Genomic DNA, 13,652 nt, shown 5'->3' on the forward strand with positions numbered 1-13,652 from the left:
AGAGCGAGCTCCCACACGAGCTTTTTCACGTGACTGGCTGTTACGCCGCGTCGCCACGTAGTTCCGTCACGCGCGCTTCCAGCGACACCGCGCTCGCATCGGCCGCCGGCACCGGGGTGCCGCCGACCAGCTCGATCCGCGACCAGAACCGGCGTGGCAGGCGCGCACGGCGCAACGCGCTGTCGCGACGGCTGAAGATGCTGCCCCACATGCCGCGCAGCGCCAGCGGCACCACCGGCACAGGACGGCGCGCCAGGATGCGATCGACACCCGGGCGGAAGTTCTGGATGCTGCCGTCGCGCGTGATGCCACCCTCGGGGAAGATGCACACCACCTCCCCGTTCGCGAGCGCCTCGTCCACGAGTTCGAACGCGCGCTCCATCAGCGCGGGATCTTCGCCGCGGCCGGCGATGGGGATCGCCTTCGCGGTGCGGAAGACGAAGCGAAGCAACGGCAGGTCGTAGATCTTGTAGTACATGACGAAGCGCATCGGACGGCGCACGCTCGCCATCAGGATCAGCGGGTCCATGAAGCTCACGTGGTTGCACACGACCAGCGCGGCGCCTTCGTCGGGCACGTTCCGCAGGCCGTCGACGCGCACGCGATAGAGCGTGTTCACCAGTACCCAGGTGATGAAGCGCATCATGAATTCGGGCACCAGCGTGAAGATGTAGATCGCCACGGCGATGTTCACGATGCCCGTGATGAGGAAGATCGTCGGCACGTCGAGACCGAGCGCCGTCAGACCGATACCGAAGCCGGACGCGATGCAGATGAGCAACGCGTTGACGATGTTGTTGCCCGCGATGATGCGGGACAGGCGGTCGCGCGGCGCGCGACTCTGCACGAAGGCGAAGAGCGGAACGACGTAGAAGCCCGCGAACGCGCCGATCATCGTCAGGTCGAGCATCACGCGCCACGCGCCCGGCGCGGCCACGAACGCCGTCCATCCCAGACCCGCACCGGCGACCACGCCAGGCCGGGCGAAGAAGAGATCGACGGCGAACACGGTGAGCCCGAACGCGCCCATCGGCACGAGGCCGATCTCGACGCGCTTACCCGACAGCTTTTCGCACAGGAGCGAACCGATGCCCGTGCCCAGCGAGAACAGCGTGAGCACCAGCGTGTTGACCGACCCATCACCGCCCAGCGTGTGCCGCGTGTAGTTCGGCAGCTGCGCGATCATCACCGTGCCGAAGAACCAGAACCACGAGATGCCGAGCACCGCGTTGAACACGGCGCGATCCTCGTGCGTGATCTTCAGCACGCGCCAGGTTTCGCTCAGCGGATTCCAGTTGAAACGCAGATCCGGCGCCGTGGCCGGCGCCACGGGGATAGCGCGGCAGACGAGATAGCCCGCGCACGCGATCGCGATGGTCGTCAGCGAGGCCGCAAGGGTGCCATACCCCGCGATCAGCATCAGGGAGTTGCCGACGATCATGCCGATCAGCATCGCAAGCTGCGTGCCCGTCTCGACCAGCGCGTTACCGCCGACGAGTTCGCTGCGCTCGAGGGCCTGCGGCAGGATCGAGTACTTGATGGGGCCGAACACCGTGGAGTGCACGCCCATCAGGAACAGCACCACCAGCAACAGCGACACGTGATGCGTGAAGAAGCCGATGGCGGCGATCACCATCGCGGCGATCTCGAAGAGCTTCACGTAGCGGATGATCCGCGTCTTCTCGAACTTCTCGGCCAGCTGACCCGCCGTGGCCGAGAACAGGAAATACGGAAGGATGAACAGCGCCGGCGCGAGGTTGGTGTAGAGCGACACCTGCGCATCCGGGAGCGCCATCTGGAACGCCACGAGCATGACCATCGCGTTGCGGAACGCGTTGTCGTTGAACGCGCCGAGCGCCTGCGTCCAGAAGAACGGTGCGAAACGCCGCTTGGTCAGCAGGGAGAACTGGGACATGGGCCGTTCCGTCGGTGGAGTCGACGGAAGTGTAATCGAGCCTGCGCCGTGGTGGGTCAAGCACGAATCGCCGGGGCGTGTATGGGCGACGCCCCGCAGAAACACAACGTTCGGATAGCACTGACAACAACTTCAGAGCTTACTTACAGCCAGCTGTGGGCGAGCCCAACCAAGATCATCACTCCCCCCTAGCCAAGGTCATGGCACCCATGAAACGACACCCGCTTGCCCACGCCCTCGCGTCCTGCCTCTTCGCAGCGATCGCCATCCCCTCGATGGCATCCACCGTCGCCCCTTCCTCACGGCTTCCGCTCCTTCCCGTCGCGGACATTCCTGCCACGCTGTCGGCAACGAACGCCGATGTCGCGAACATGCGACCCGACATCCTCGGTGACGCAAGGGCCCGTTCGTCGCGTCTGCGCGATACACCAACGCCGATCGCCACCTGGGTCACGAGCGCATCCCTTGCCGATGCCGGGCGTCGTACCGAGGTGCTGGCACTGCTCGCAAGCGGCGCCGCGGTGCTCGTGACAAGCCGTGAGGGCGAGGCTCGCCACGAGCTGGAGACCTTCGGCATCGAACCCGCGGCGCGCACGGTGATGTATGTCGAATCGCCGGACGGCCTGAAGGCCACATCGGTGGAGGGCGATCCACTGAGTCCGGCCTCCGCCGCGGCGTTGCAAGGTGCCACGGAGGCCGTGCTCGCAGCGATGCAACCCGCGGCGCCCTCGCGCACCGCCCGATCGGTCGCGCGGGATGCCGCGCCGCAGTCGATCGATCCGGAGACGCTGGAAGGCCGCCCCTTCCTCCGTATCGACGATCAGGTCTTCGGCGCGCATGGCCGGTCCGCCTCGCAGACCATCCGTATCGTCCGCGACAGCACCGCGACACGTGACAGGAAGATCGTCACGGTGAAAACGGAAGTCGGCGTCATCCCCGCCGAGAACGGTATCCAGAACGGCAAGTCGTTTATCCAGCATGGAAGCGGCATGTCCCTCTACGTGGCCGATGCCTACGAGGCGACGACGGCCTTTTACGCCCTGGATCCCGCGGCGGAGGTGCGGCTGCTCCAGACCATTCCAAAGTCGAGCGGCCCGACGAAACGTAAGATCACGGAGGAGTTCTCGAGCAGGAGCGCGTTCGGCCTCTCGACGTCGCCGGACGTCCAACAGGGACTCAACAAGGACGGCATCAATACGGTCGGAAAGATCCCGTTGTCGCTTTCGCTCTCGACCGAAACGACCGAGCGGTCCGTGGTTGAGATGGAACTCGACGACTACGCGGTGAGCCAGATGACGCGTCCCGCCGATCGCGGCTTCATCGCCGTGTGGAAATTGCCTCTCGCCAACGATGTCGCCGGCAATTCGCGCCACTTCCTCGAGGGCTCGTTGAACTCGACGGCGAGGATGACTCCGATGATGCGTCGCGCATCGCTGGAAACGGCGAGTGAGTGGAGCGTCGACGGCGCCTACGAGGGCAAGGTCGTCATCGGATCGCGAGGTACCGTGACGAATCGTCTTTATCGCGCCCTGTCCGTCGTCAATCTCCCTTCGGAGGAACGTCCCGACCCAGCCTCGGCGTACTACGACCCGATGACGCAGCCCCACCTCTCAGGCCAGTTGCAGCCCTGGGTCGTATCGACCCTGGATCTGTCCTCGCCCTACCTCACGCGCAGCCCAACGACGCTCATCCAGTCGCTGTCGGGAACCGGCCAGTGCCTGGAAGCAGGCGACGTCGAGGTAACGTTGGCCGCATGCGCGAAGACGAAGCGCGCCCAGCAATGGTTACTGGAAGCAGACATGACCTATCGAAACCGCGCGAAAGGGCTCTGTCTGACCACCGATCAGGGCGATGGCCGAATGACCGTCGCAGAGTGCGTGAACAACGCGCTCAACCAACAATGGGCGTGGTCGGCGGATCGGATCCATTCGCGGGTCGAGGGCGGCGAGCGCTGGCGCCTGCATGTGAACAACGGCGTGATCAACGCGAAGTTCGACGTCCAGCGGCACTTCCCGATATCGGCGAACCCCAATCACTTCCTGCTGCGGCCATGGCAGTCCTATCCGTCGAAGCCGCAGGCGGACGACACGGTGCCCGTGCTCGCCGGTGTTTCGCCGAAATTCCCACTGAATCCGGACGTTCAGTACCGGGATATCGACACCGGGCAGCGCTGGCAGACGCTGCCGTTGCGCCACGGGCTCTGAAACCGCGGGGTCAGTGTCGATCGAGCGCCCGATGCGCGATGTCGCGGCGATAGAACGACCCTTCGAGGCCTATGCGGTCGATGGCCGCATAGGCCTTCGTGCGCGCGTCCGCGAGATCGGTGCCGAGCGCGCACACGGTCAGCACGCGGCCACCCGCACTCACCGGCTCGCCGGCTGGGCCGACAGCCGTGCCGGCGTGGAATACCTTCACATCCGCGCCGAAGTCGCCATCGGCGCCACGGATCGCGTCGCCTCCGCGCACCTTGCCCGGATAGCCACCCGCGGCGAGCACCACGCCCAGCGACGGACGCGGATCCCATACGGCTTCGACACGACCGACGTCGCCGTCGAGCGCCGCCTCGATCAACTCCACGAGGTCGGACCGCAGGCGGAGCATGATCGGCTGCGTTTCGGGATCGCCGAAGCGCACATTGAATTCGATGACCTTCGGCGCGCCGGTCTTGTCGATCATCAGTCCGGCGTAGAGGAAGCCGGTGAACGGCGCACCGTCGGCGATCATGCCGGCGAGCGTCGGCGCGATCACCTCGCGCATCACGCGCGTGGAGACCTCGTCGGTGACGACCGGCGCGGGAGAATACGCACCCATGCCCCCCGTGTTCGGCCCCTTGTCGCCGTCGTCGCGACGCTTGTGGTCCTGGCTCGTGGCCATCGGCAACGCCTGCCTGCCGTCGGCGATGACGATGAAGCTCGCCTCCTCGCCGTCGAGGAATTCCTCGATCACCACGCGCGACGACGCGTCGCCGAACGCCTGCTGGCCGAGCATGTCGTCGAGAGCGGCTTCCGCCTCGGCAAGCGTCATGGCCACGACCACGCCCTTGCCCGCCGCGAGGCCATCGGCCTTGATGACGATGGGCGCACCTTTCTCATGGACGTAGGCGAGCGCGGGCGCGAGTTCGGTGAACACGGCGTAGTGCGCCGTGGGAATGCCGTGGCGTGCGAGAAAGTCCTTCGCGAACGCCTTGCTGCCCTCCAGTTGGGCCGCCGCGGCGGTCGGCCCGAAACAGCGCAGACCTTCCGCGACGAAGCGGTCGACCACGCCGGCGACGAGAGGCACTTCGGGACCGACCACGGTCAGGCCGATGCCTTCCTGCTTCGCCAGCGCGACGAGGCCGTCGAGATCGGTGACCGCGACGGGCACGTTGCGCAACCGCGGCTCGTGCGCGGTACCCGCGTTGCCGGGAGCAACCAGTACCTCGTCCACGCGCTTCGATTGCGCGAGTTTCCAGGCCAGCGCGTGTTCGCGACCGCCGCTGCCGATGACGAGGACTTTCATGGGACTCTCCTGACGTTGAACCGCCTATTCTACCCGGCGGCCCGCCCTCGCTGCCCGCGAACGGCCAGATCGGCGCCACGGCGCGTTCCCGTCGAAGGCGGGAAGCTCGGCAGCCACCACCCAAGGAGATCGTCCCTCATGGTCAGATGGCCCACGCTACTCGCCGCCCTGCTCGCCCTCTTCGTTTCGGTCGGCTCGCATGCCGCCGCATGGCAGGAGCACCCCGAATGGGGCAAGGTCTTCGCCGATGCCCACGTCCGGGGCACGATCCTCGTCTACGACGAGCATGGCGATGCGATGCACGTGTTCGATGCCGCGCGCGCGCGTCATCCGTACCTGCCCGCGTCCACGTTCAAGGTCTTCAACGCGCTCGTCGCGATCGATACGGGCGCGGTGGCGGACGAGTTCCAGACCCTCCCGTGGGACGGCAAGGTGCGGATGATGGGCGGCAAGCCCATGACCGAGTGGAACCGGCCGAACAGCCTCGCGAGCGGCATGCGTTACTCGACGGTGTGGCTCTACCAGGAAGTGGCCCGCCGCGCGGGCCAGGCGCGGATGCAGTCGTGGATCGACAAGGCCGGGTACGGCAATCGGGATATCGGTGGCGGCATCGATCAGTTCTGGCTGTCCGGCAAGCTGCGCATCTCCGCGGAGCAGCAGATCGCCTTCCTGCGCCGCCTGGCCGACGGCACGCTGCCGTTCTCGGCGCGCGCGCAGGAGATCGTTCGCCGCATCACGATCTACGACGCCGCGCCGCACTACGTGCTGCATGCGAAGACCGGCTGGGGACCGCAGCTCGACGCGCGTCTCGATGGCACGGATCAGGGTGCCGACATCGGCTGGTACGTCGGCTGGGTCGAGCACGACGGACGCCGGTGGTTCTTCGCGCTCAATATGGATATGGGCGGGGCCGCCGACGCGGGCAAACGCGTTGCGTTGGCGCGCGAGATGCTGGATACCCTCGGCGCGTTCGGCGACTGACCGCGACGCCGGTACGGCGCGGCGTCAACCGCCGCGCAGTGCCACGAGCAACGCCTGCCGGGGGAGCTTGCCCGTGTCGTTGCGCGGCAGCGCATCCACGATGCGCAGCGGCCGCGGCAGGAACACCGGGTCCATCGCGTGCCGCAGTGCGGACATCACGGCCTGCTCCGTCATGCCCGGGGCGACCACCAGCGCGGCGATGCGACGGACACCCGACGCGTCGGCCTCGTCCAGCTGGAACACCACACCGTCGCGCACGCCGTCGATCGCCAGCAGGCGACGATTGAGATCGCCGAGCGACGCGCGCTTGCCGGCGATTTCGAGGAGATCCGTGTTGCGGCCGCGCAGGCGGAATCGGCGGCCTTCGTCGTGCAGCGTGACGATGTCGGCGAGCGCGATCGGCTCCTCGAGCTGCGGCGCCTGCACGAGCGTGCCGTCCGGCTGAGGATGCAGCGAGACGTCCGCATACAGTGTCCAGTCGTCGTCCGTCGCGGTGCGTCGGCTGGCGAACACGCAGGTTTCCGTCGAGCCGAATACTTCATACAGCGGCGCACCGAAGCGCTGTTCCGCGGCGGCCGCGAGTTCGACCGGCATGGGCGCGGTAGCGGACACGAACGCCGCGAGGGTCGGCAGCGCGACACCGGATTCCACGAGCGCGCGCAGGTGCACCGGCGTGGTCACGAGCACGCGCGGCTCCGGCATGCTGCCCAGTGCGGTGGCGACGTCGGCGGGAAAGAAAGGTCGGCCGGCATGCACGCTGACCGCGGAGAGCAGCGGCATCAGCACCGACATTTCCATGCCGTACATGTGCTGCGGAGGCACCGTGGCGACGACGTCGAACGAGCCGCCGATCGCACGGTCGAGCATGTCCGCATTGCCTGCGTTGCTCGCGACGAAGCTGCCCCAGGTCTTCACGTTGGGCTTCGGCCGCCCCGTGGAGCCCGAGGTGTAGCCGATGGCGGCGATCGCGTCGGCGGCGATCGTCGGAACGCTCTGTTCGGGCACTTCGTCGTCCGCCAGCGACGGCATGCGCACGTAGCCGGCCGGCGCGGGCGTCAGGTCCAGTTCGCCGATCGCATAGGAGCCGGGGTGACCGGACATCGCCTCGTCCACCGCGTGAGGGGCGCGCGACGGCGGCAGGAGGTTCGTCTGGCCTCGCACGAGCAGCGCGGCGAACGCCACGAGAAACGCGTAGCGGTCCTCGCAGAGGTTGACCGCGCTCTCGGCGTCGGGGAGCAGCGCCGCCACGCGGCGTACGTGCGCCAGGAACACACCGGCACGGATGGCCTTGCCGTCGCGCCAGGCGACCGGCCGCGACAGCGCGCCGACCAGCAGGGGCAAGCGCGTACCGGGCGCGCGACCCGTCATTTCATGTGCGTTCGTAACCAACGGACGTCCCCCCGGGATCAGGCGCGGATGATAGCGCCGCTGAGGGCGTCTCGGATGATCGTCGGCCGGTCGAGACCACCGAGCGGCGCATCGAGCGCACCGTCGAGGCGGTCGCCGAAATAGCGTTCGAGTGTCGCCACGTCCCGCGCGGGGGCCTCGCCATGGGGATTCGCGCTGGTCGACACGAGCGGAGCGCCGAAGGCGCGGCACAATGCGGCGGCGGGCTCATGCGCGGTCACGCGCAGCGCGATGCCGGCATGCGCGCCGGCGACCCAATCGGGCACGGCGGCGCTGCGCGGGAAGATCCAGGTGTTGGGGCCGGGCCACGACGCCTCGACCTGCGCCAGCACCTCGGTCGGCACTCGCGCCATGTCGATGTAGGGCGCGATCTGCTCGAACGACGCCGCGATCAGCAGAACCCCCTGCGTGGCAGGGCGTCCCTTGAGCGCGAAAAGCGCCTCGAACGCGTCACGGTCGTGGGGATCGCAACCGAGGCCGAACACGGCTTCGGTCGGGTAAGCGAGCACGCGGCCCTCGCGCATGAGCGCGGCGGCCGCGTCGACACTGGCCAGGTCGAAACGACGCATCACTCGGCCGCGGGCGATGCCGTCTTGGCCGCGACCTTTTTCGCCGCCGCTTTCTTCGTCGCCGCCGGCGCCTTCGCGGCCGCCTTCGTCGTCGCGGTCTTCTTCGTCGCGGTCTTCTTCGCGGCAGCCTTCTTGGTCGCCGTCTTCTTCGTCGCCTTCTTCGCGGCGACCTTCCTGGCCGGCGCCTTCGTGGCGGCCGTCTTCGTCGTCGCGGTCTTCTTGCTGGCCGCCTTCTTCGTCGCGGTCTTCTTGGCCGCACGACCGCCACGCGGCTTCTTCACCGGCGCGGCGGCGAGCAGCTCGGCGCACTCGGCTTCGGTCAGCGACTTCGGCTCGCGATCCTTCGGGATGCGCGCATTCTTCTCGCCGTCGGTGATGTACGGGCCGTAACGGCCGTTGAGCACCTGCACGCCGTTGCCGAAATCGAGGATCGTGCGGTTGGCGATCGCCTCGAGCTTTTCCTGCACCAGCTGCAGCGCGCGCGGCAGTTCGATCGTGTACGGATCGTCTTCCGGCTTCAGCGACGCGTAGGTGCTGCCCTGCTTCACGAAGGGACCGAAGCGACCGATGCCGACCGTCACGTCTTCGCCGGCTTCCGACTGGCCGAGCGTGCGCGGCAGCTTGAACAGCTCCATCGCTTCCTCGAGCGTGATCGTGTGCATGCTCTGGCCGGGACGCAGGCTGGCGTACGTCGGCTTCGCCTCGTCGTCCTTGCTGCCGATCTGCGCGTAGGCGCCGTAGCGACCGAGACGCACCGACACCGGCTTGCCGGTTTTCGGATCGGGGCCGAGTTCGCGCGCGCCGGTCGCCTCGTTGCGGTCGACGGTTTCGGTCTTGTCGTCCACCAGCGTCTTGAACGGCTGCCAGAAACGCTCGAGCAGCGGCACCCAGGCTTCCTCGCCACGGCTGACGGCGTCGAGTTCGTCTTCGAGGCGCGCCGTGAAGTCGTAATCGACGTACTGCGCGAAGTGCCCCGAGAGGAACTGGCTGACCGCGCGGCCGACATCGGTGGGCCTGAAGCGTCGACTGTCGAGAAGCACGTACTCGCGGCTGAGGAGCACCTGGATGATGCTGGCGTACGTCGACGGGCGGCCGATGCCGTATTCCTCGAGCGCCTTCACGAGGCTGGCTTCGGAAAAGCGGGGCGGCGGCTCGGTGAAATGCTGGTCGGCGGCGATCTGCGACACCGGAACGACGTCGCCCTGCGTCAGGCGCGGGAGGCGGCGCTGATCGTCATCGTCGTCCGCCTTCTGGTCGCGGCCTTCTTCGTAGACGGCGAGAAAGCCCGGATCGATCACGGTGGTGCCGGTCGCGCGGAATGCCGAATCGCCGACGGGGAATTCCACGGACACCGTGTTCATGGTGGCGTGGATCATCTGGCAGGCGACGGTACGCTTCCAGATCAGCTCGTAGAGCTTGCGCTGGTCGTCGTTGAGGTACGACGCGACGCTGCGCGGGGTGAGCATGGCCGAGGTCGGGCGCACGGCTTCGTGCGCTTCCTGTGCGTTCTTCGACTTGGACTTGTAGACCTGCACGGCGTCGGGCAATGCGCCCTTGCCGTATTCGCGCCCGATCAGGTCGCGGAGCTCGGCGACGGCGTCGTCCGAAAGCGCCACCGAATCGGTACGCATATAGGTGATGAGACCGACGTTACCCTCGGAGCCGAGGGCGACGCCTTCGTAGAGGCCCTGCGCCACGCGCATCGTGCGGCTGGTCGAGAACCCGAGCTTGCGCGCGGCTTCCTGCTGCAGGGTGGACGTGGTGAACGGCGGCGCGGGGCGACGCTTGCGCTCGCGGCTCGTCACTTCGCCGACGGTGAACTTGCCGGCGGCGGCCTTTTCGAGCGCCGAGCGCGCCGCCATGGCGTCGTTCTCGTTCGTCAGGTCGAACTGCTCGAACTTCTTGCCGTTGAGTTTGACCAGGCGTGCATCGAACGCACCCTCGGGGTGCGCCAGACCCGCCTGGATCGTCCAGTACTCACGCGCCTTGAAGGCTTCGATCTCGAGCTCGCGCTCGACGATCATGCGCAGTGCCGGCGACTGCACACGGCCGGCCGACAGGCCGCGCTGCACCTTGCGCCAGAGCACCGGCGACAGGTTGAAACCCACCAGGTAGTCGAGTGCGCGCCGGGCCTGCTGCGCGTCGACGAGGTCGTGCGACAGCTTGCGCGGATTGGCGACGGCCTCCTTGATGGCCTTCGGCGTGATCTCGCTGAACACCACGCGCTGGACGTCCTTGCCCTCGAGCAGGCCGCGTTCCCGCAGGATCTCGCTGATGTGCCAGGAGATCGCCTCGCCTTCGCGATCCAAGTCGGTCGCGAGATAGATGCTGGTCGCGGCGCGGGCCGCCTTGGCGATGGCGTCGACGTGTTTCTCGTTGCGGTCGATGACCTCGTAGGCCATGGCGAAGCCATGCTCCGGGTCGACGGCGCCCTCCTTCGGCCGCAGATCGCGGACGTGGCCATACGACGCCAGCACCTGGAAGTCGGCTCCCAGATACTTGTTGATCGTCTTGGCCTTGGCCGGCGATTCGACGATGAGGAGGTTCTTTGCCATTCGTTACCGATTCCGAGGTCGCGGGGCGAGTGAACCCCAGCACATGTATATATTTAGTTGGAAACACATCGCCGTGATGGCTGTCAAGCCGACGATGATCAGACCACGCGCTGGTACCGGTTCCCGGGGAGCGGGGCGATCTCGCCTTCGAGCTCGAGAATCAGCAGCATCGACGACAGCGCGCCCGGAGAGAACCCTGTCGAGTCCACCAGGGCGTCGAGGGAGGCGGGATCGTACCCCATGACGTCGAGCAGGCGGCGATATTCCTCATCCTGTCGCCAGTCGAACGGGCCGGTCTTGCGCCGGGATGCCCCGGATGCGCCGCCAGCGCCCTCCAGGCGCGCCTTCAGCTCGGCGCCCAGTTCGCGAGCGGCAGGCGCCAACGCGGCAAGCACCTCGTCGGACCGCTGAACCAGCCGTGCGCCCTCGGCGATGAGCGAGTGGCAGCCCTCGGCGAGGGGATTGTGGATGGACCCGGGGAGGGCGAAGACTTCGCGCCCCTGCTCGCCCGCTACCCGCGCCGTGATCAGGGATCCGGACCGCAGGCCGGCTTCGATGACCACGACGCCGAGGCTCAACCCGGCGATGATCCGGTTACGCTGAGGAAACCGGTAGGGCAATGCGCCCGTACCTGGGGGATATTCGCTGACGATCGCACCCTGTTCGGCGATTCTGCGGGCCAATGCGTGGTGTTTGCGAGGGTAGACGCGGTCGGGGCCAGTACCGATCACGGCGATCGTCGGCTCGCCCGCGGCCAGTGCGGCTTCGTGCGCCGCTCCGTCGATCCCGTCGGCCATGCCGCTGGTGACCAGCAGCCCGGCCGCGGCCAGTTCGCCGGCGAACCGGCGGGCGTTGGCGAGACCGGGCTCCTGGGCCCGACGAGCCCCCACGATGGCGACCTGGGGCCGCAGCAACAAGGCGGCGTCGCCCTTGACGAAGAGCGCGGCCGGCGGGTCGGGGATGGCTTCGAGCTGCGGCGGAAAATCCTCTTCCGTGCAGCGGAGCAGACGCTGGTCGTCGCCGTCGAGCCAGGCGAGATCGTGGGCCAGCGTCGCCTCGTCCGGTTGCTCGATCCACCCGCGGGCCTCCGGCGTCAGCACGTCGGGGTGCCTGGCGAGCCACCTCAGCAGGGCGGCGGCACTGCCCCGGGCCACGAGGCCCTCGCGCAGGCGTCGCGCGCCGAAGTCCGGCGTACGCAGGAGGATCAGCCAGTCGCGGAGCTCGTCGGCATCGGTCATCCGACCAGTTTAGGGGGTCGGGGGACGGATCATGTCGGCGCTTGCCGGGATGGGGCGTCGGCAGGGGCAGAAAGCGAGTGTGGGATCAGCAGGGGTGGAAATCTTCTGTGGGAGCGCGCTTGCGCGCGATCGGGTGCTTGCCGCGAGCACCCGATCGCGCGCAAGCGCGCTCCCACGACGAGCAAGAGCCTGCCCTAGCCCGAACGTCCGGGCGACCGGAATTACTCCGGCAACACCAGCTTGTCGCCGGGCTTCAGCGGACGCAGGGCGTCCATCACCAGCGCGTAGCTGACGTGGTCGAACGTGCGGAAGACCATGATGTGGCCGCCGAACTCGTCGGGCAGCTTCACGTGTCGCGAGGTGCCGCGGCGGTTGTAGTTGCCGCTGACCTCGTCGGCGATGGTCTCGCCCTGGGTCATCACCGTGAACGTGGTGCCGTTGTCCACCCCATCGGCCGAGCCGGCGGAAATCGAAATGACCTGGCGGCTGCCCACGCCGTAGTTGGCGTCCGCGAAGCCGAGCACGCGCGGGTCGGCCGGCATGGCTTTCGGTGCATGCGGATAGAAGTACGGGTCGTACGGGCTGTCGTCGATCTGCATCAGACGGTCGCCCTTGCGCACTTCCAGCGTGGAATCGACCAGCACGAGGCTGGCGACGTCGCCGTTGGTGGCGATGACTTCCGCGGTGCCGATGACCGACACCTCGACGCCCTCGTCCTTGCCCTTGCCGACGTGCGTGTCGTGGCGGCTGTCTTCACGCCAGGGGCTCGGTGCCATGGAAACGTCGCTGTCGAGCGGATCGGCCACGAACGAGCCGTGCGACGGGTTGTTGAGCATGTCGGTGCTGCCGTCCGAGCCGCCGTGGTCGCGGAAGCGGTGCGTCGGACGGACGATGGCCCAGCGCTGGCCGGGCTGCGCGGCGTCCAGGTCGCGGGCGTAGATCTTGTTGCCCGGGGTGGCGCGCAGGCGCGCTTCCTCGAAACCGACCAGGTAGGGCGCCTGCTCGACGTCGTCGGCGTTCATCACGCGCATTTCCTTGAGGAACATGCGCAGTTCGCTCAGCGGGATCGCGGTCACGGCGTCGCCGCCTTCGCGGACGCGAGGCTGCAGGCCGATGCGCGGGCCACCGCCCATCATCGACAGATTGAGGACGTCGCCCGGATAGATCAGGTGGGGATTGCGCACCTGCGGGTTCGCCTGCCAGATCTCCGGCCACAGCCACGGCTTGCTGAGGAAGCGCGCCGAGATATCCCACAACGTGTCGCCCTTGCGGACCGTGTAGGTATCCGGGTGATCCGGCCGAATCTGCGACGCCGCGGCATAGACGGCCACGGTAAAAAACATGCCGCCAAGCAGCATGGCGAACTTCTTGATCATGGCGGGTTTTCCCCCTTCCCCGGTGCTGTCGCGAGTGTAACCGAATCGTTAATGGGCACAATACGTGCCCCGCGCTCGCCCGGCCCCTGGCACGCGCGTAGAATACGGGGCCA

At 67.5% G+C, this 13,652-nt stretch carries 9 protein-coding genes; 2 read left to right on the forward strand and 7 right to left on the reverse strand.

Translation table 11 applies throughout. From position 1 onward, the window contains the following. Positions 1-40: 40 nt before the first annotated feature. Positions 41-1,915 (reverse strand): MFS transporter, encoded by a 1,875-nt coding sequence (locus BMX32_RS06140; RefSeq protein WP_089975661.1) that lies wholly within the window; start codon positions 1,913-1,915, stop codon positions 41-43. 155 nt (positions 1,916-2,070) lie between these two features. On the opposite strand from BMX32_RS06140, the gene BMX32_RS06145 reads away from it, so the two are divergent. After that, on the forward strand, positions 2,071-4,119 hold the full coding sequence (locus BMX32_RS06145; protein WP_139206680.1) for an RICIN domain-containing protein: 2,049 nt from the start codon (positions 2,071-2,073) through the stop codon (positions 4,117-4,119). A gap of 10 nt (positions 4,120-4,129) precedes the next feature. Here BMX32_RS06145 and purD read toward each other — a convergent pair whose 3' ends face one another. After that, positions 4,130-5,413: a phosphoribosylamine--glycine ligase gene (gene purD, locus BMX32_RS06150; RefSeq protein WP_089975668.1), complete on the reverse strand. Its 1,284-nt coding sequence runs from the start codon at positions 5,411-5,413 to the stop codon at positions 4,130-4,132. Between the two features lie 138 nt (positions 5,414-5,551). Between purD and blaOXA the strand changes: the two genes are divergently transcribed. Continuing rightward, entirely contained in the window at positions 5,552-6,394 is an 843-nt protein-coding gene (blaOXA, locus tag BMX32_RS06155; RefSeq protein WP_089975671.1) for a class D beta-lactamase, read from the forward strand. Positions 6,395-6,418: 24 nt separating this feature from the next. Here the strand turns inward: blaOXA and BMX32_RS06160 are convergent, their stop codons facing one another. The 5 genes from BMX32_RS06160 to BMX32_RS06180 all read right to left on the reverse strand — a co-directional run bounded on the left by BMX32_RS06160 (position 6,419) and on the right by BMX32_RS06180 (position 13,539). Beyond that, complete coding sequence (locus BMX32_RS06160) at positions 6,419-7,762, reverse strand: AMP-binding protein (protein WP_089975674.1); 1,344 nt, start codon at positions 7,760-7,762, stop codon at positions 6,419-6,421. Between the two features lie 38 nt (positions 7,763-7,800). Continuing rightward, complete coding sequence (locus tag BMX32_RS06165) at positions 7,801-8,373, reverse strand: L-threonylcarbamoyladenylate synthase type 1 TsaC (RefSeq protein WP_089975677.1); 573 nt, start codon at positions 8,371-8,373, stop codon at positions 7,801-7,803. Next, entirely contained in the window at positions 8,370-10,925 is a 2,556-nt protein-coding gene (locus tag BMX32_RS06170) for a DNA topoisomerase I (RefSeq protein ID WP_089975679.1), read from the reverse strand. The genes BMX32_RS06165 and BMX32_RS06170 overlap by 4 nt, the downstream gene beginning before the upstream one ends. A 98-nt stretch (positions 10,926-11,023) precedes the next feature. Beyond that, the gene (gene dprA, locus BMX32_RS06175) at positions 11,024-12,163 is read right to left on the reverse strand and encodes a DNA-processing protein DprA (protein ID WP_089975682.1); all 1,140 of its coding nucleotides are present in this window, start codon (positions 12,161-12,163) and stop codon (positions 11,024-11,026) included. Between the two features lie 221 nt (positions 12,164-12,384). Continuing rightward, positions 12,385-13,539: a LysM peptidoglycan-binding domain-containing protein gene (locus BMX32_RS06180; protein ID WP_089975685.1), complete on the reverse strand. Its 1,155-nt coding sequence runs from the start codon at positions 13,537-13,539 to the stop codon at positions 12,385-12,387. Positions 13,540-13,652 lie beyond the last annotated feature (113 nt).

The sequence above is a fragment of the Luteibacter sp. UNCMF331Sha3.1 genome, from assembly GCF_900109915.1.
Lineage (GTDB): Bacteria > Pseudomonadota > Gammaproteobacteria > Xanthomonadales > Rhodanobacteraceae > Luteibacter.

Bases quoted from the DNA above. Each gene is read 5' to 3' on its own strand.
- BMX32_RS06140 (WP_089975661.1), bottom strand. From the start codon at position 1,915: ATGTCCCAGTTCTCCCTGCTGACCAAGCGGCGTTTCGCACCGTTCTTC.
- purD (WP_089975668.1), bottom strand. From the start codon at position 5,413: ATGAAAGTCCTCGTCATCGGCAGCGGCGGTCGCGAACACGCGCTGGCC.
- blaOXA (WP_089975671.1), top strand. From the start codon at position 5,552: ATGGTCAGATGGCCCACGCTACTCGCCGCCCTGCTCGCCCTCTTCGTT.
- BMX32_RS06160 (WP_089975674.1), bottom strand. From the start codon at position 7,762: ATGACGGGTCGCGCGCCCGGTACGCGCTTGCCCCTGCTGGTCGGCGCG.
- BMX32_RS06170 (WP_089975679.1), bottom strand. From the start codon at position 10,925: ATGGCAAAGAACCTCCTCATCGTCGAATCGCCGGCCAAGGCCAAGACG.
- dprA (WP_089975682.1), bottom strand. From the start codon at position 12,163: ATGACCGATGCCGACGAGCTCCGCGACTGGCTGATCCTCCTGCGTACG.
- BMX32_RS06180 (WP_089975685.1), bottom strand. From the start codon at position 13,539: ATGATCAAGAAGTTCGCCATGCTGCTTGGCGGCATGTTTTTTACCGTG.